Annotated in this window: 15 protein-coding genes; 3 read left to right on the top strand and 12 right to left on the bottom strand. The window is 29.8% G+C overall.

What is annotated here, in order from left to right:
- Positions 1–129 precede the first annotated feature (129 nt).
- Positions 130–1,308 carry an acetyl-CoA C-acetyltransferase gene (locus L1S46_RS10580; RefSeq protein ID WP_238892769.1) on the bottom strand — a complete coding sequence of 393 codons (1,179 nt, stop codon included), beginning with the start codon at positions 1,306–1,308 and terminating at the stop codon, positions 130–132.
- 238 nt (positions 1,309–1,546) lie between these two features.
- On the opposite strand from L1S46_RS10580, the gene L1S46_RS10575 reads away from it, so the two are divergent.
- Positions 1,547–2,437, top strand: coding sequence for a LysR family transcriptional regulator (locus tag L1S46_RS10575; protein WP_103697966.1), 891 nt, complete (start codon positions 1,547–1,549; stop codon positions 2,435–2,437).
- Positions 2,438–2,926: 489 nt separating this feature from the next.
- Here L1S46_RS10575 and L1S46_RS10570 read toward each other — a convergent pair whose 3' ends face one another.
- On the bottom strand, positions 2,927–3,283 hold the full coding sequence (locus tag L1S46_RS10570; RefSeq protein WP_238899945.1) for a hypothetical protein: 357 nt from the start codon (positions 3,281–3,283) through the stop codon (positions 2,927–2,929).
- A gap of 496 nt (positions 3,284–3,779) precedes the next feature.
- Positions 3,780–4,544: an SDR family oxidoreductase gene (locus tag L1S46_RS10565; protein WP_238899944.1), complete on the bottom strand. Its 765-nt coding sequence runs from the start codon at positions 4,542–4,544 to the stop codon at positions 3,780–3,782.
- 224 nt (positions 4,545–4,768) lie between these two features.
- Between L1S46_RS10565 and L1S46_RS10560 the strand changes: the two genes are divergently transcribed.
- Positions 4,769–5,191, top strand: a complete 423-nt coding sequence (locus tag L1S46_RS10560; RefSeq protein WP_238899943.1) for a MerR family transcriptional regulator — start codon at positions 4,769–4,771, stop codon at positions 5,189–5,191.
- A 547-nt stretch (positions 5,192–5,738) separates the two neighbouring features.
- Here L1S46_RS10560 and L1S46_RS10555 read toward each other — a convergent pair.
- From L1S46_RS10555 to L1S46_RS10535, 5 genes are all read right to left on the bottom strand, one after another.
- Entirely contained in the window at positions 5,739–6,950 is a 1,212-nt protein-coding gene (locus L1S46_RS10555; RefSeq protein ID WP_238899942.1) for an FAD-binding oxidoreductase, read from the bottom strand.
- Between the two features lie 295 nt (positions 6,951–7,245).
- Positions 7,246–8,427: a cation diffusion facilitator family transporter gene (locus tag L1S46_RS10550; protein ID WP_238899941.1), complete on the bottom strand. Its 1,182-nt coding sequence runs from the start codon at positions 8,425–8,427 to the stop codon at positions 7,246–7,248.
- A 228-nt stretch (positions 8,428–8,655) separates the two neighbouring features.
- On the bottom strand, positions 8,656–10,017 hold the full coding sequence (locus L1S46_RS10545) for an MATE family efflux transporter (protein ID WP_039773662.1): 1,362 nt from the start codon (positions 10,015–10,017) through the stop codon (positions 8,656–8,658).
- An 84-nt stretch (positions 10,018–10,101) separates the two neighbouring features.
- Positions 10,102–10,539, bottom strand: a complete 438-nt coding sequence (locus L1S46_RS10540; protein WP_171787836.1) for a MarR family transcriptional regulator — start codon at positions 10,537–10,539, stop codon at positions 10,102–10,104.
- Positions 10,540–10,712: 173 nt separating this feature from the next.
- A complete protein-coding gene (locus L1S46_RS10535; RefSeq protein WP_238899940.1) occupies positions 10,713–11,036 on the bottom strand; it encodes a hypothetical protein in 324 nt (107 codons plus the stop codon).
- A gap of 346 nt (positions 11,037–11,382) precedes the next feature.
- On the opposite strand from L1S46_RS10535, the gene L1S46_RS10530 reads away from it, so the two are divergent.
- Positions 11,383–12,948 (top strand): GAF domain-containing sensor histidine kinase, encoded by a 1,566-nt coding sequence (locus L1S46_RS10530; protein WP_238899939.1) that lies wholly within the window; start codon positions 11,383–11,385, stop codon positions 12,946–12,948.
- Here the strand turns inward: L1S46_RS10530 and L1S46_RS10525 are convergent.
- The 4 genes from L1S46_RS10525 to tetA(P) form a co-directional block, all read right to left on the bottom strand.
- On the bottom strand, positions 12,945–13,085 hold the full coding sequence (locus L1S46_RS10525; protein WP_238899938.1) for a hypothetical protein: 141 nt from the start codon (positions 13,083–13,085) through the stop codon (positions 12,945–12,947). The genes L1S46_RS10530 and L1S46_RS10525 overlap by 4 nt on opposite strands.
- A 642-nt stretch (positions 13,086–13,727) precedes the next feature.
- Complete coding sequence (locus L1S46_RS10520; protein ID WP_171787835.1) at positions 13,728–14,252, bottom strand: VanZ family protein; 525 nt, start codon at positions 14,250–14,252, stop codon at positions 13,728–13,730.
- 312 nt (positions 14,253–14,564) lie between these two features.
- Positions 14,565–16,523, bottom strand: a complete 1,959-nt coding sequence (gene tet / locus L1S46_RS10515; protein ID WP_238899937.1) for a tetracycline resistance ribosomal protection protein — start codon at positions 16,521–16,523, stop codon at positions 14,565–14,567.
- Positions 16,507–17,766: a tetracycline efflux MFS transporter TetA(P) gene (gene tetA(P) / locus L1S46_RS10510; protein ID WP_238899936.1), complete on the bottom strand. Its 1,260-nt coding sequence runs from the start codon at positions 17,764–17,766 to the stop codon at positions 16,507–16,509. The genes tet and tetA(P) overlap by 17 nt, the downstream gene beginning before the upstream one ends.
- Positions 17,767–18,125: the final 359 nt, after the last annotated feature.

The raw sequence follows: 18,125 nt of genomic DNA, 5'->3' as shown, positions 1-18,125 counted from the left end.
TTGAATTTCTATATTTAACTCTTTATTGAGCTCTTTGTTTACTAGAATAATAAATGTAAGTTTATTATTGCAACATATATAGTATGCTTGCTTGTTATTTCTTTCACATAACCTAATTAATGATTATAATTATTCTCTTTCAACTATTAAGGCAGTCCCTTGACCTCCACCAATGCACAATGTTGCAAGTCCTTTTTTTGCATCCCTTTTTTCCATAGCATGTAGCAAAGTTACTAAAATACGTGCTCCAGATGCACCAATAGGATGTCCAAGAGCTATGGCTCCCCCATTAACATTTACTTTATTCATATCTAAGTTTAAATCTCTAGCTATTGCTATACTTTGTGATGCATAGGCTTCATTTGCTTCGATTAAATCTAAATCCTCAGCTTTTAAATTGATTTTATCTAAGGCAGCTTTTGTTGCATAAAATGCACCATATCCCATTATTGCTGGGTCTAATCCTGCTGATCCATAAGAAGTGATTTTAGCAAGTGGCTTTATTCCTAGAGCTTTAGCTTTATCTGCACTCATAATTACTAATGCTGCTGCTCCATCATTTAATCCAGATGCATTTCCTGCTGTAACTGTACCATTTTCCTTAAAAATAGGTTTAAGTTTTTTTAATGCTTCTATAGTATTACCGAACCTAGGGAATTCATCTTGGTCAAATATTATTTCACCTTTTTTAGTTTTAATTACTACAGGAACTATTTCATCTTTGAATTCTCCACTCTTTATAGCTTTTTCAGCTTTTTGTTGTGATAAAAGTGAAAATTCGTCTTGTTCTTCTCTTGTTACACTCCATTTCTCAGCCACGTTTTCTGCAGTTACTCCCATATGATAATCATTGAATGCATCCCATAAACCATCTTTTATCATTTCATCAATGAATTCTCCATGTCCCATTCTTTGTCCCCATCTTGCATTATCAAGTAAAAATGGTGCACTCGACATGTTTTCCATACCACCTACTACGATAGCATCAGCATCACCAGCTTTTATAATTTGAGCTGCTAAACTTATAGCTCTTAATCCTGAACCACAAACCTTATTAATTGTAAATGCAGGTATTTCTACAGGTAGTCCAGCTTTCACAGCTGCTTGCCTTGCTGGGTTTTGTCCAAGGCCTGCTTGAAGCACATTTCCAAAGATAACTTCATTAATTTCCTCTGGTTTAATATTTGCTCTTTTAACAGCTTCTTTTATTACTATTGCACCTAATTCAACTGCTGGTACATCTTTTAAAGTCTTTCCATAAGCTCCTATTGCAGTTCTTACTGCACTTACTATTACTACATCTTTCATTTCTTATTCCTCCCATATTGAAAAGTTCACTTGTTATTTTTTTAACAAATTTTGATATAAAAAATTTATTCGCATTAATTATTTAAGAGTTTTCATAAAACTTAATAGTTTAATTTGTAGCTGCTCTATGACTTTATATTATCAGATGATTATATATTTGTAAAATTGATATATTCGAATTGACAATTCGATTTTTTCAATATATTATTGAATTAACATAAAGATCGGAGTGAAATTAATGGATATAAGACATTTCAAAACTTTTAAAAGTATTATAGAAGAAGGTAATTTTTCAAATGCAGCAATGAAATTAGGGTATACTCAATCTACTGTTACCTCACAAATTCAGCAGTTAGAGCAGGAACTCTCAATAAAATTATTCGAAAAAATTGGACGTAATATGGTACTAACTCCTTTAGGAAAAGAATTAATACCATACGCCGATGAATTGCTTAATACAGTGAAAAAGATTGAAAGCATTGGTAAATATGGTGATAACATTACAGGAGAATTAAAAATTGCTGTTGCAGAATCTTTAATGTCTTATAAATTACAAAATGTATTAGCTATGTTTAAAGAAAAAGCTCCTAATGTAAGACTTTCTATGGTTGCGCTCAATTGCTATGACATAAAAAATATGTTAGCCAGTGGTGAAATAGACCTTGGCTTGATGTATAATGTGGGAAGTAAAAATGAAAGCTTAAATGCTGTGAAGCTTTCTGATTTTGATGTAGCTTTAGTATGCTCACCGCAATTTGAACAAGAAAAATTAGATTTCAGCACACCTAACCAAAAAATAAATACAAGCCTTATCATCAATGAAGTTGAATCCATTTATCGAAAAATACTTGAAAGTTATTTTTTTGATAAAAATATATTCCTAGATAATACAATCGAACTTGGCAGCATTGAGGCGATAAAAAAATGTGTTGCAAGTAATCTTGGAATTTCGTTTTTACCTCGTTTTACAATAGAGGAGGAGCTTGAAAATGGTAAATTAAAAGAACTCAAAGCAGGCGACTTAAATGCTAAAATCACGGCAATTTATGCTTATCACAAGAATAAGTGGATCAGCCCTGCAATGTCTTTATTTATTGAATTGGTGAGAAAAGATTTTAATATTCAATAACTATAGATAACCCAACTAAGACCTGAACTTATGCATATAACTCGCCGAAATGAATAACATACTTTTGTTCCAGTTTCTAGGTAATTCTGATGGGTGATTCTAAGGCTATAAAGTTGCACCCAAAGTGCTAGCCTCAAAGAACAAGCTTTGAACTAGCACATTTGGAACAACTTATAGCCAAAAAATCACTTCCATCAAAATTGCCAATGAAACATTCCACAAAAGTATATTACTCATTTCTGATTGGAATATATTTCATAGTCTAAGTATAGTTTATAATTATGTTATCTATATCTCTATAAAATGAACCTATCAGAAAATATGAACTTTTCTGGTAGGTTCATTTTATCAATTAGGTCACACTTCAACTACGCATCAATTTTTCTATTCTTACAAATCTTATATTTTTCTTCTACTATATATTTAGATCATTGAGATACTTCCCCTAAATTGAGCCTATCATTATTAATAGTCTACCTAATTTACCATTCAATGTTTTTTATTTTCTAGGTAGGTAATAATATCTTCTACATATCCATCATTAAACTCGTTTTCGCTTAATATATAATAATTATTTTTACTTATACCATCTATATCAACCTTGTCTTTTATATATGGAGATATTAAGAGTAAGGTATCTTCATCCTGAATTAATTTTTTTGGTCCATCATATGTAGAATCAACATAAACTTCATAATCCATATTTTTTTCTTTCAGTTTTTGATTTAACTTTTCTTTCAGAGTTTCAGAAAGAGATTTTTTAAAAATATTTAATCCTCTATCCATTCCAAAGGGATTTGGTCTAGCCCCTACTATTACTTTGGCGATGATAATAATATTTTTCAATTTTATTTCCTCCAATATTTTTACATATACTATATAATACCATAAATTAAATTTAATTCCATGCTCTTTATCAAATGTAGCAATGAATTGGAGTATATCCAATCTACTGTTTAATTCACGAATTTACAATCTATAGCACTAACTCTCAATCAAATTATTAGGAAAAATTGGACTTCTGAACTCCAAACAAAAAAATAGTAGCCCCATGATGGCACATGGATAGCTACTAATTTTTTAACTATTATAAAATTATAGTGATACCAGTTGCCTAAGTAACTAGAATTATATGCTATATTGTTTTAAAACATATTACCGTATGTTTATTTGCCAAATTGTTCTTCCGTAATATCAAGTGTCGGAAGGTTACCAGCGCCACTTTACTTTTTAAATTAGTCAACGCATATTCCTCATTTTATCTAAAATCTTTAGTCCAATCATAGTATTATTATCTGTAGCTTTTCATCAGTATTTAGCGAAACGGATACCAACGGTTTAATTATACTAAAGTACCGCCAGATGCTTCAATACGTTGACCTGTAACCCATCCCATTTCATCCGTGCATAGACTAGCGACAACACCTCCAATATCAGAAGCTTCTCCAATTCTTCCGAGTGCAGCATAAGAGCCAATCATATCTTTCAAACCTGGATTTTTAATATAAGTATCTCCACTAAATTCAGTGTTAACAGCTCCAGGCGCTATAGTATTCACTCTTATACCTCTAGCTCCTAATTCTACAGCTAAATATCTAGAAAAAACTTCTACTGCACCTTTTGCAGAAGCATAAAGTCCAGAACCTGGGAATGTAAAGCGAGTTAATCCTGTTGAAGTGTTCACAATTCCACCTTTGTCAGCAATAAGCGGAATTAGTTTTTGTGTCAAAAAGAAAACTCCTTTAAAGTGTATATTAACTATTTTGTCAAATTCCTCTTCTGTAACTTCTAAAATAGGAGTGTGATTTGAGATCCCAGCATTATTAATTAAAAAATCAAACTGCTCTCTATTCCATTTATCCTTTAAAACATCTGATAACTTAGATGCAAAGGAATCAAATGAAGATATATTACTTACATCAAGCTGAATAGCAGCAGCTTTACCACCATTTGCTTCAATTTCTTTTACAACTTCATCTGCTTTTTCTTTTTGATTATTGTAAGTGATAATTACATCTATTCCTTTTTTGGATAATGATATTGCAGAATTTCTGCCAATTCCACGACTTCCACCTGTAACTAATGCAATTTTATTATTGGGGTTCATAAAAACCTCTCCTTTAAATATTTATTAACCATTTAGAAATTAATATCTCATTATTTATACTGCTACTTATATTTCAAAGATAGTATTAGTCATCAGTTTTAATGTTAATCCAAGAAGGTATAAGTTACTTGAAATTTAATTTCCTATGATTTATACTCATGTTAATACCTAGAGATATCTCTAGGTCAAGCTTTTTTTAATAAATTTTAAGGGGGATTTTAAAATTGACTTATACAATAAAAGATATATCAAAAATGTTTGGAATTTCTATATATACAATTCGTTTTTATGATAAAGAAGGACTTCTACCATTTGTCATGAGAAACAAGTCAGGAAACAGAGTTTTTACTGAATCAGATGTAGGTCTGTTTAGAACAATTTGCTGTCTAAAGAATACTGGCATGCAACTTAAGGATATAAAAAAGTATATTGATTTCTGCATGGAAGGTACTAGCACCATAGATTCACGAAAAGAATTACTTTTAGAACATCAAGAAGTAATTTTAAACCAAATAAATGAACTCAATGAAAATTTAGACCTTATTCATTTTAAAATAGAAAGATATTCATCTCCTGACTCAGTCCAAATTATTAACGAAGAAAGAAAAAAATTTTATGATGAAAAACGTGAAAATAACTTGATATAGTAATAAAACTTGCTCCGTTTAAACCTCTTACTTCCTCTAAATATTTATATATGTACTATAAAACAGTTTTAATAGTACATATTTATATTTGAAACTATTCTTCTATAAACATATAATAAGTTATAAAACAGTTCATATGTAAATGCATTGCAATTCTTCATAAAAATTACAATAGATCAAATATTCAATGTCTAACCATTATTTCTTCTACTAAGATTAGCTATTTACAATTTTTCAAGAAGATATTATTAAAACATATACGCTAAATTCTGCTAACTATTAATTGTTATATACTAATTTCACATTACTTATGATACGGTATTTTTACCTATAAAAATAGTCCGAAGCAAGTCATATACATACCTCAGACTATAAATCTTATTTACTTATAATATAATTCACTCTTTATTATTCTAAACTCTTTTTACTGATTAAAAAGTTTGTATAGTCATATAAATTTCTGACTATATAGTTCTTATAATTCTTTTTTCCAGATATAAAATAGTCTAAGTTATTATCATAGGCGCCTTATATTGAAAGATATACATTAATCAAATCTATTAATCTGAAAAAGTTTCAAATCTTCAGAAGCAGTTCCTAAATACAATTGACTAAGCATAATTCCACCCAGTATAGCAAATAAAATACCATTTGCTCCATAACCTAAGCAATACCATAATTTTTTATTGTTTGGGTCCTTTCCTAAAAAGCCTAAATTATCTTGTGTTGATGCAAATGCTCCACAATACCTATAATCTATTTCTATATTCAAGTCCGGAAATAAATTTTTAAGTCTTTGTTCCAATTTATCATATTGTTTTTCACATAATTTCTCATTAAATATGTCTGGCATAAAATTTATATCTTTTCCTCCAATTATTATCCGATTGTCATTAGTAGTCCTAAAATAATTGTATGGAACCTCATTATCTCTAATTACTACATCCTTATAGATTTCTCTAAGGTTTTCTATTGGTTTTGTTGCTATATTGAATGCTGTGGTTTTGATTCCAAATGCTCTTTTTGTAAAAAGTTCAGTATTATATCCTGTTGCTACTAATAAAATTTTACCTCTAACTTTATGCCCATACACGGTTTCTGATATAACTTCATTTTCAGTGTAATTAATACATGTTACTTCTGAGTTTTCATATACTCTTAATCCTTTTTCACAACTTGAATCAAGTAGTGCATGAGTAAATTTATATGGATCAAATTGCGCTCCTCCACCTTTGCTAAGTACTCCAGCCTTTACATCAAAAGAAAAAGGATTATTAGTTTCATCAATAAATTCTACCGGAAATCCAGACTCATATCTAATCTTATATTCCTGCTCAATTTCCTTTATCTCAATCTTTTTATCTGTATACAAGAAACTATCAGTTTTCTTAAAGTCGCATGTATTTCCATACTCATTTATAAATTTCTCTATTTCATTCAATGCTTTTATTCCTAATTTATATGACTTTATAACATTATCTATAGATGTATAGGCTTTTAATTCCATAGCCTTACTATCGAGTTCATATTGAAGAAGTGAAGTAGTTATGCTAGTACTGCCATGGGCTATTCTTGATTTCTCTAGAATAACAGCATCAATATTATTTTTAGTAAAATAATACCCTAAGATTGCTCCAGTGACTCCCCCTCCAACTATTATAACCTCTGTATTAATATCTTCTGTTAGATACTCATATTGTTTTTTAAGTTTATTAATTCTTCTAAAGAAACAATCTCCCTGCACATACTGTATATTCATAATAACTATCTACTCCCTTAAGTTTTAACTAAATTATAATAAAATTATTATTTGCCAAAATACTTTTAATATGTATAACAATAAATTGATACACATAACGTCAGCATCAGAAGTCATATTTCAAGAAATACTCACTTATGTGCTCTTTTTAATGGAGTAGGTAATTTTCTATAAAAAGTATGTCGATATAATCTCCATTGAGGAGTAGAAGCATCGTCTCCAAAGAATTATAAATAGCCTTAAACATTTTATATCAATGTTTAAGGCTATCTATAGCATTTATTTTATATATCATTTAGTAAAACTCTCTATCGAAAGTAATGATACTCCTATAAGAAGGATTAATACCATATATCACATCTTGTATTTGAGCTTGTAGTTCCTTTTTTTCGCTATCTTTAAAACTAGTCTTGTCCAATACCACATCAAATAATATGGTTTTTTCTTCACTTTTTCCAACAACTCTAAAATCATGCATAGATACTACGCCCTTTATTACTTTAATCTTTTCATAAACTTCTTCTTTTAAGGCTGTAATCTCAGGGCTGTCTGTGTTAATTGGGTCCATATGAATTGAAAGATATACATTCATTCGTTTACCAATTTCCTTCTCAGCCTTATCTATAACATCATGCAGTTCCATAATAGATATATTACTTGGAACCTCAGCATGCAAAGAAGCCATATATCTACCTGGACCATAATTATGAATTACAAGATCATGTACTCCGCATATATATTTATAACTTATTACGCTGCTTTTTAGTTCTTCTACAAATTCCTTTTCTGGTGCTTTCCCAATTATAGTACCAAGCATTTCTCTTCCAAGTCCTATACCTGAATGGAGAATAAAGAGAGATACAATTAATCCTATATATCCATCAATGGGAAAGGTTGTAAACTTTGTAATAAGCAAAGAAAATGTAACCATAGATAGAACTAATATATCAGTAAATGATTCTAATGCTGATGCTTTGAGTGCAGACGAATCAATAACATTACCTATATAATTTGTAAACCTGTTAAGAAAAATTTGCAATGGTATTGCACACAGCATGCAAATAAAACTTACTTTATCAAAAGGTATAGTTACAGGATGTAAAACACGCAAAAATGAGCTTCTTAGAAATTCAAATCCTACTACAAGTATGGCACCAGAAAATAAAAGCGCAGTTATATACTCTATTCTTCCATAACCAAAAGGATGCTTATCATCTGCCGGACGATTTGCAAGTTTAAAACTAAATATTGTAACTAACGAAGATAATGCATCTGTTAGATTATGAAAAGCATCTGCCGTAATGGCTATACTGTTTAGAAATAAACCAATAACAATTTCTAGAATAAGAATAGAAGAATTTATTATTATCCCGACATTTCCTCCAAGAGTCCCGTAAGATTGCCTTACTGATTGGGAATTTACATTTTTGTGGTCTTTAACAAATTTTCTTATTAAAAAATCAAAAATAGATTTCATATATTTCGCCTTCCACCGTTTTATCTTATTTATTCCACGTATGTTTATATATGCGTTTAATCAATAAATTAACACTATAAACTAATTCAATAATTCAGCGTATTATTAAATATTATACCATAAAATTCCTTATACAGCATAATAAACAGCTCATATGCTAATGAGCTGTTTATCTTATATATATTTAGAGCAACTGATAGGCAAAAAAACTAATTTATTTAATTAATCCTAGTTTGCTACTACTTGATTATTTTTTATTTTATTATTAAAAATAATATATAGTATTGCTCCAGTTAAAAAGGTAATTATTTCTGTAATGGTCATAGACCATATAACACCATGCAATCCATAGAAATTATTCAATACTATTATGACAGGAATAAAAAGAATTCCTTGTGTAATTCCCATAATTGTTGATGGTATTCCTTGACCTGATGCTTGAAAAATTCCTGTAAATAATGTAGTAAATCCATTGAAAAGTGCGGAAATAAGCATGGCTGCCATGATATAAACTCCGACACTTAATACTGCTGAATCATTAGAAAACAGACGAATAATTACATTTCTAAAAATAAAAACTAAAGTAACAAATCCGCCTGACAATCCTAAAATCCATAAAGCTGATTGTTTTATACTGTCTTTTAATCTCTTAAAGTTTTCATTAGAAAAATTATATGCAATTAAAGGGATGATTCCTAATGCGAGTCCCATTGCAAGAAATTCTGGTACTTGTACAAGTCTCAAGGCAATACCAAAACTAGCTACCACACTTTCTCCATATCTAATTGAATAATTATTCAAAAGAAGAGTTGTAATAATTAGAAAACCAGCTAGGAACAATTCAGAAACTCCAACTTTATATATCTCTATTTTATCTTTAAGGGAAATATTAAAATTCTTAATAAATCCTTTTAAATTCTCACTTTTTGTTTCCAAGTAGTAAATATAATAAATTGATGAAGCTATATTAGCTAAAATCATTGATACTGCTACTCCAATAACATTAAATTTAAATACTAGTATAAATAATGGGTCAAATATAAGACCAAAAATTGTACTTACAACCATTCCGAACATTGATTCTTTTGATGCTCCTTCTGCTCTCACAACTTGCTCCAATGCGAAGTTCATTATAATTGCAAAACCACCAATAAACATAGTTAAAGAATAACTTTTTGTATAATTAATAATAGCGGAAGTATCTGCCCCCAAAATCTTAACAATAGGATTAAGTGCTATTATAGCAATTATTCCAAGCAAAATTCCTATGATAATACTGCTATAAAAAGAATATCCAGCTATCTTCTTAGCTTTCTCTTTATCTTGTTTAGCAATAAGACGAGTTATAAATGTTCCGCCTCCAGCCCCTAACATATTTCCAAAAGCCATTAGTATAGTGAAGATTGGTAGTCCTAAAGTGATAGAAGTTAACATATCTGTATTGTTTAATAGTCCAATAAAAAAAGCATTAATAACGTTATATATTGTACCTACTGACATACCGATCATCATAGGAATAGATAAATGTGCAATTGCCTTAGTAATCGGTGCACTTTCTAAATAATATTCGTTTGAAAATTTTTGTTTCATAATTTCATCCTCCATAATAAGTATTATTAGAATTCGTATTCTTAGAATTCTAAGTTTTTAGTTATAAGTTATTATATTAATAACTTATAGATTTCTATCTACTTTCAATAACAAAGCTAACAAAGTTTCCTTCTCTTGTTCCGTCAAGTTTGCAATAATATTTTCCTCTGCCTCAGCTACCAATTTATTAAAATCTTCTATGAGTTCAGCACCTTTAGGCAGTACATATATATATTTTTGTCTCTCATTTTCTTTAGGAATTCTTCTTTCAATATATCCTTTTTTCTCTAATCCTTGCAGCATACTTGTAATACTTGCTTCTGTACGTTGAAAGACTTTTGCCAAATCTTTTTGAATAATACCACTGTCTTGGTGTTCATAAATATAACCAATCATACGTCCTTGTTGAGAATTCAATCCTAACTTTTTTACTTTTTCATCAGAACTGAGTTTCATTTTTATCGCAATACTTCTAATTACTTCTGAATATGGTGTTTCTATAGAGTATCCAGAATTAGTCATTCAAATCCCTCCTAAACTTCACTTAGAATTCTAACTATTTATAGTTTAACAATTAGAGTTGCAAGTGTCAATATTTATTTCTTATAATTATTTTTATATTTATAATATTTCTTTTTTACATGCTATCTTTTACTTATGATACATTTCACCGTATCAGTAATAAGTGATAACAACTATATCTGTACTTTACAGATTTCTTTTAATTCGTTAATATCATCATTATTCATAGTATAAGTATCATATCCTACTACAGTATCTTTTGTTTCCCAATTTTTTATTTCAAATAACTTTGAAATACTATTAGGAACATCTCTATCATTAGTGTTTCTTCCTATCTTTCTCACAAGATATAATTCCATAAAATATAATGAACCCAATGAATTTAATAGATTTTCAAATTTTCCCACTTCATAATTTTCAATCCTATTGTGCTTTACCTCATTATAATCTCTCCACCAAAATAATTGACTTGAATCAGTACCTCCATCAAAGGACAAATCTGCTTATTTCCGTCTTTTGCAACTTGTATATACACAAACCTAACTTCAAGTGACAACGCTATTAGTCCGATATAAGTTACTTTAAATACATAAATTAGTTTTAAAAAACATTGAGCCAATATCCAACTTATAAAAGTTATGGCACCATTGGTAAATTCAGTGTATAATGTAATAAGTTCTCACGTTACTCGAATTATTTTTAATAGTTGACATTTATTACATAAAAAAGCGTAATGCATTAATAAGCTCAGATGAAAGTTAGTTTAAGTGGATTATAGAATAATTGGTCGAACTAAAATACATAGATTATATCTGACATCTTTTTTACGAGGGGGATGAAGTAATGATAGTTGAGGATTGTAGTAAAGAGAATCTTATGCTTGAATTGGTCAAGTTAAAGAAGAGGAATAATGAACTAGAATTGCAATTGAAAGAAAAAAACCTTCCTAATTCTATTGAAATGGATCATATGGAATGCAGGTTCCATATGAACACTCTTTTAGAAAGCCAGGCACAGCTTGAATCAGAGCTTGAAGATGCCAAACTTTTACAAAGTATAAGCATGGAGCTTGTTTCTGGTGGAGATATTCAATTACTATATGAAAGAATTATTGCTGCTGCAATGCAAATAATGCACTCGGATTACTCAACCCTGCAAGAATTGCATACTGAAGAAGGCGGCGTTGGCAGGCTTAGAATTATAGCCCTTCGAGGATTTGACCCAGAAGATGCAAAATTTTGGGAATGGGTAGACGGCAAAACCGCCTGTACTACTTGCGCAGAAGCCTTACGAAGGGGACACCGAATCGTTGTGTCTAATATGGAAGAGTCAGATTTGCTAAAAGGTAGTGAAGACCTTAAGACATTTTTGGAAGTTGGCATTCATTCTGCCCAGTCAACTCCTCTAATTTCCCGAAGTGGTAAAATGCTAGGAATGTTCTCTACTCACTGGAAAAAACCTCATGAGCCATTAGATCGTGAATTGAGACTTCTTGATGTGCTTGCTCGTCAAGCCGCTGATTTAATTGACCAAAGACAATACGAAGAAAGTCTTTGGAGAGCAGAGAAGGAAAAAAGGGAAACCATTGAAGCTGCAATGAAGTTAAAGGATGAATTCCTCTATCTTATTTCCCATGAATTCAAAACACCAATTGCTGTTATTAGCTCGGCCCTTCAGACAATAGAAGCAGTGCTGAAAGATAGCATATCAGAAAGATTAGGTAGATACTTAAATATTATAAAAGTGAATACAAATAGACAATTACGACTAGTGAATAATCTTCTTGACATTACACGATATAATTCTGGACATATTAAGCTGAATAATAATATTAGAGATATAGTTTCTATTACAAAATCCATCGTAAGCTCAATAGAAATATTCGCAAGACAAAAGCAGATCAACCTAAATTTTATGTCAAGCTTGATAAAGAAGGAAATTTATGTGGACGACGAGAAATTTGAACGTATAATATTAAACCTATTGTCAAACGCCTTAAAGTTTACACCAAATGGTAAGGATGTACATGTGTCTCTTTCGATTACAAATCATAAAAACAAAGAGTTTATTGGTGTGAGTGTAAAGGATGAAGGAATAGGCATACCCATTGATAAGCAAAGAGTTATCTTTGAACGTTTTGGACAAGCTGATACAAGTCTCTCTCGAAGGGCAGAAGGTACTGGTTTAGGCTTGTACCTTGTAAATCTTTTAATAAAAGTAATGGGGGGAGAAATACTTTTAGACAGCGAACCAGGACAAGGAAGCACATTCACGGTTCTTTTACCTATAGAAGAACCAGGTGCGTTTGAAGAAAAAAGCTTTTGTAATGCAAGTAGCCAGTTTATAAGCTACGACGAACGGGTTATCCAAGCTGCATCAATTGAATTTAGCGACATATATTTCGATTAATTGTAAAATATAAATTTAACCCATACACTATAGCATCTACAACATAGAGGAGCAAATAAAAAAGAGCAGATTTTCTCTTTTTTATTACTTAATTTAGGAGCTGCTACCATCATTGGTTCTCCTAAAATAATTTTCATAAAAACCTCATTTACTTATGGTACGCTTCACCCTTCATTATCCTAAGCTTTCTTTATAAATTAAAAATTTTATTTAGTTACATTAAATTACCTATTGCAGACATTCCTATAATACTTTCTTCTAAATATAAAACAATCCAATCTATAATCATAGACAAGGCTTCTAATTATCCAGAGCATCTATTCTTTCGCCAAAGGTTTATCTCTTTATAGATTACATCTTGATTTCCTCATTAATAATTCCACCATGAACTCCACAATTTTATTATCTACTCAAAATTTTTTCTCTCTCAATATAAAAATCTGTTTTCATATCACAAAAGCAAATTCACAATAACTTTTTTAATTCCACGCCTTCAAACCCGCATTATACAAGCATATTCTTCAGAATATCAGAATATATATTCTAGTATTCTGAAGAATAAATATTGTTAAGAATATATCTTCTTAACAATATAAGAATGTTATATATGTTGCAATTCACAATGCACATTTCACAATTTACAATTACGACTAAAATTCTTGCAATATTTTCAGAATTATGATGAATAATTATTTTTGCAACATATATATGTTACAGATTGTGTTAATTCCTGGGTTTCTTTTTTATAGAGCATATTATTGAATATCTAATAACGATATCTAGAATCTCATTTTCATTATGAATAAATAAAATAATATACGGGGTAATGCAATAACAGATAGTATTGCAATTGCAGTATGTACTTTTTTCTCATCTGGTAATATAAATAAGAAAAACTTATATCCTAAAATGCCAATGAATCCACCCATACAATTTAGAATTATGTCATCAATGTCTGATGCCCCAATGCCAAAAATCCCCTGAATGATTTCAACAAACAAACTTACTATAAATACAAACAACAAATTTATTATTACTCTTTTATCATTTTTGAATAATAACAAATATGCACCAAGAGGAATAAAGATAACTATATTTCCAACTACATTACCAAAAGCGAATTTTTTTATAGAGGCAGAGCTACTAAATAGATATCCCTTTATACTATAAAAAGGAATGAGATTGATTGACCTATGCTCAAAATTAGAGATTCTTGATAAAAACAATATTTTAATTAATAAAAGTATGTAGCAAATGAAAACACCGTATAAAAAGAATGTTTTGATTCGTTTCCGTTTATTCATAATTACCTCCTTGAAGTAGAAAATGAATATTCAAAGCTTTTATCTCTCTAAATATTCATTTTTCACAAGATTATTAATATATATGTTGCAATTCACAATACACAATTGCGGCTAAAATCCTTACAATTCTTTTATAATCATTATGAAGAATTATTTTTGCAACATATATTTTTTTTATTCTAATTTAGTTCGTTATATTTTAACATAATCCAATTTACTTAATAACTAATTTCATTTATTTGTAATAATCATTTAAGACTTCTATACTCTTATACTTAAATCTTATATAAAAATTTAAGTTATCATTTAAATTTAATCTCTAATTGTGTTTAATTTATGAAGGAGATACTCTTTTTTATTCAATGGATCATAAGTTACTTTCTGACGTGTCTTTGCAAATTCAGCTGGAACTTCCTTATATCCATAAATTTTTGTTATAAACATCCCCTTACCTTGTGTATATGAAGCTATTTTCATTTTATATTCTTTTGAATTTTCTACTGGAATTAGTCCTTTTATTGAAAATTCATCCTCTATAACAACAGGATTATCAAAAGTTGCCCTCATAGTTTCCAAATCCCAAATAGCTTTACTTAAAACATTTTGAGGAATCCTTAATTCAAACTCGTGTAATGGTTCTAATAAAACAGTTTGTGCTTCAAATAATGCTTCCATAAATATCATAGGTGTCACATTCCTAAAATCTGCTGGAGTACTTACTGGACTAAAAAATTCACCACAGGTAAGTGTAACTTTTGCATCCGTAACTTCCCATCCAAACAGCCCTTGTTTGCTAGTCTTAATAACTGCCTCTTCAATTGCATTTTGAAAAGATTTTGGCAGTGATCCTACTGAAACATTAGAAATATACTTAAGTCCTTCACCTCTTCCCAAGGGTTCTATTTTCAAGCCTACTGTTGCATAAAAAGGATTTAATTCGTCATTCATATACATTATTGCTGTTCCAACACCTTTAGGTGCTTCCTTATAAATGGTCTGAACATTTGAAAATTCTACTTTTATTCCATAGAAATCATCTATTATAGAACTCAGTATTTCCATTTGAACTTCACCAAATAAATTAACATGAATTTCTTTATCTAAATCGTTCATTTCTAATTGTAATAACGGGTCTTCCTCTGAAAGAAATGTTAGCGCCCTAAATAACTCAGTATTTTTTTCTTTATCTATTGCAGAAATAGTTGTTTTTAATGTTGGTTTAGCCATAGATATCTTTTTAACTTTATTATTTGAAATTCCAATTATATCCCCAACTTTGAAACTTGCAAGTCCATATAAAATACCTATATCCCCTGCTTCTATCCTCTGCACCTCAAGAACTTTCCCGTCTTCTAAGCTATTAATTTTCTTTACCTTTTCTGCTGCCTCCTTATTAGGAATTTGAATTTTATCTCTTACAGATATTTTTCCTTTAAATAATCTTACATAAACCTTCTTCTCGTTGGTATTTGTCCTCTCGATTTTAAATACCACTCCAGATAAATCATCTTCAGAATCACCATTTGCGCATGGAAAATAACTGCAAATACCATCTAATAAATCTTCAATTCCAAGGCCAATCGCTGCTGCACCACAAAATACTGGATATAAACCTCCTTCTTTTGCATATGATACAAACTTTTCATGTAATTCTTCTTTTTTAATTTCCATACCACTAATATATTTTTCCAGAAAACCTTCATCTAAGTCTGATAAAACATCAATAACATTGTCATTTATCATACCTGAATCAGATAGATTTTTTATATAAACATCTTTACTTCCTTCATCATATGCTTCTTGTAATTTAACTACTTTATTGGACATATTCTTCTTTATCTCTTCTAGTACTTTATTAGAATTTGCTCCAACTCTATCTAATTTATTTATAAAAATTATTGTTGGAATGTTTAACTGCTTTAAGGTATTAAATAGTATTCTTGTTTGCGATTGAATCCCTTCTACTCCTGATATAACTATTATTGCCCCATCTAAAATGCTTAATGAACGTTCAACTTCTGAAATAAAATCTACATGACCTGGTGTATCAACAATATTTACTTTAACATCATTCCAAGTGAAAGATGCGGTCGACGATTTAATAGTAATTCCTCTTTTGCGTTCAAGCTCCATGGAGTCTGTCTGTGTATTCCCTAAATCTACTCTTCCAACTGATTTTATAGCTCCACTACAATATAATAGATTTTCTGTTATAGTTGTTTTCCCAGCATCTACGTGTGCAACTATTCCTATATTAATTATTTTCTTCATAATCGCCACCTCCTACTCTATCAGCCACCTTTTTATCCATTCTCATAGAAACAATATAAAGCGCTAATACTGGCGTTACTAATAACGAAGTACATGCTATACCAACACTTACTGAAATATTTGTAGCTATAATTCCTATAATTGGTCCACCTAAAATTTGACCTAAAGAATTTATTTGTCCATTCATAGAAAGGACAGTAGCTCTAGCCTTATCATCTATATGTCCATTAAGCCATGCGCTGAATATAGGCTCATTTGTAGCCCTAAAAGTATTAGTTGCTAAATAAGCTATTAACATTAAGTTAAAATTTTTCGTAATAGCAAATATAAACATAAATAATATATAAAATATATTTATACCTAGTAGAAGCTTTCCATTATGCTTCTTATTATCATCAAGCCTCTTTGACATAAAATGCATAACTATAGCACTTAATAGCATTCCTGCAATTCCAAAAATCCCAAACCAAGTTACTGGATTAAGATTCCAAAGCTTAGGAAGCATAGTATCTTGCAGAAAATGTGCATTAGAAAGTCTATCATACCCTTCGCTAGACAATCCATAAAACAAAGTTACAGAAAGTAAAATCATAATTATAGATTTACTTTTTGTAAATTTAAGGCCAGACTTAAAAGTATACCCCATCTTTTTAAATGTATTTAAATCATCCGGAGCAGCTGGCTTAAAATTATTTTCAGGCATGTTTATTCCTAAAAATACTGAAAAAATCATAAATACAACACCACTAATTATAATAGGCAGTCTTATAGAAAAATTAGCTATTATAGTACTTAGTACTATTCCAATAACTGAAGCTATTTGTCCTACTTGTGCTCCCTTCATATAAATTCGATCCAAATCCATAACTTTTTCTTCTTCCGCAATCCATGCTTCAAGAGATCCGCTAATAAAAGTAGCGCCTAATCCCCATACAATCTGTGCTGCTAGTACAAAAACAAAACTTGAAATAGATCCTTCTAAAATAAAGCCTAGTCCTGTCAAAACTACACCTATAATAATGGATAGTTTACGACTATAAACATCTGCAACTATACCTGTTGGAATTTCAAATATAAAACATGCCGTTTCTAAAGTAGTTCCAACAAGTATAAGCTGAAGTGGATTTAAATGAACATTTTCAATGTGATACACTATCATAACTGTTGCTGTCAATGAAAAACACATTGCAGTAATAGCTGAAAATAATAAATAAATTTTATATGCTGAAAGTTTATTAACCATTAATAATCACCATCCTAGTATTTCTTAAAAAATTTGTCTTTCTTTTGCAATCTTCAATTTTAAATATATAAATTATCATAACATTCTCCTTAAAAATAAATAAAAAAGGCCGCAAATGAACATAATAATTCATTTACAGCCTTATAATCATATAACCTAAATACAAACATGAAATATACAACTTTAATTCATATAACTTATGACTAAGGTAAACTATATAAATTAAAATCTCATAACATATCTATAAATGTAGCAAAAATAGGCATAAAAATACCGTGTCTAGAACACGGCTTCCTACTATGCAGATAAAGATGTAACATGCTCATTATAATACCGATTATTTTTAGAGTACACAAATA

Origin of the sequence: Clostridium sp. YIM B02500 (assembly GCF_022324665.1) — a bacterium.
Lineage (GTDB): Bacteria > Bacillota > Clostridia > Clostridiales > Clostridiaceae > Clostridium > Clostridium beijerinckii.
The sequence above is the reverse complement of the archived record's forward strand: the minus strand, read 5'-3'. Positions and strand labels throughout refer to the sequence as shown.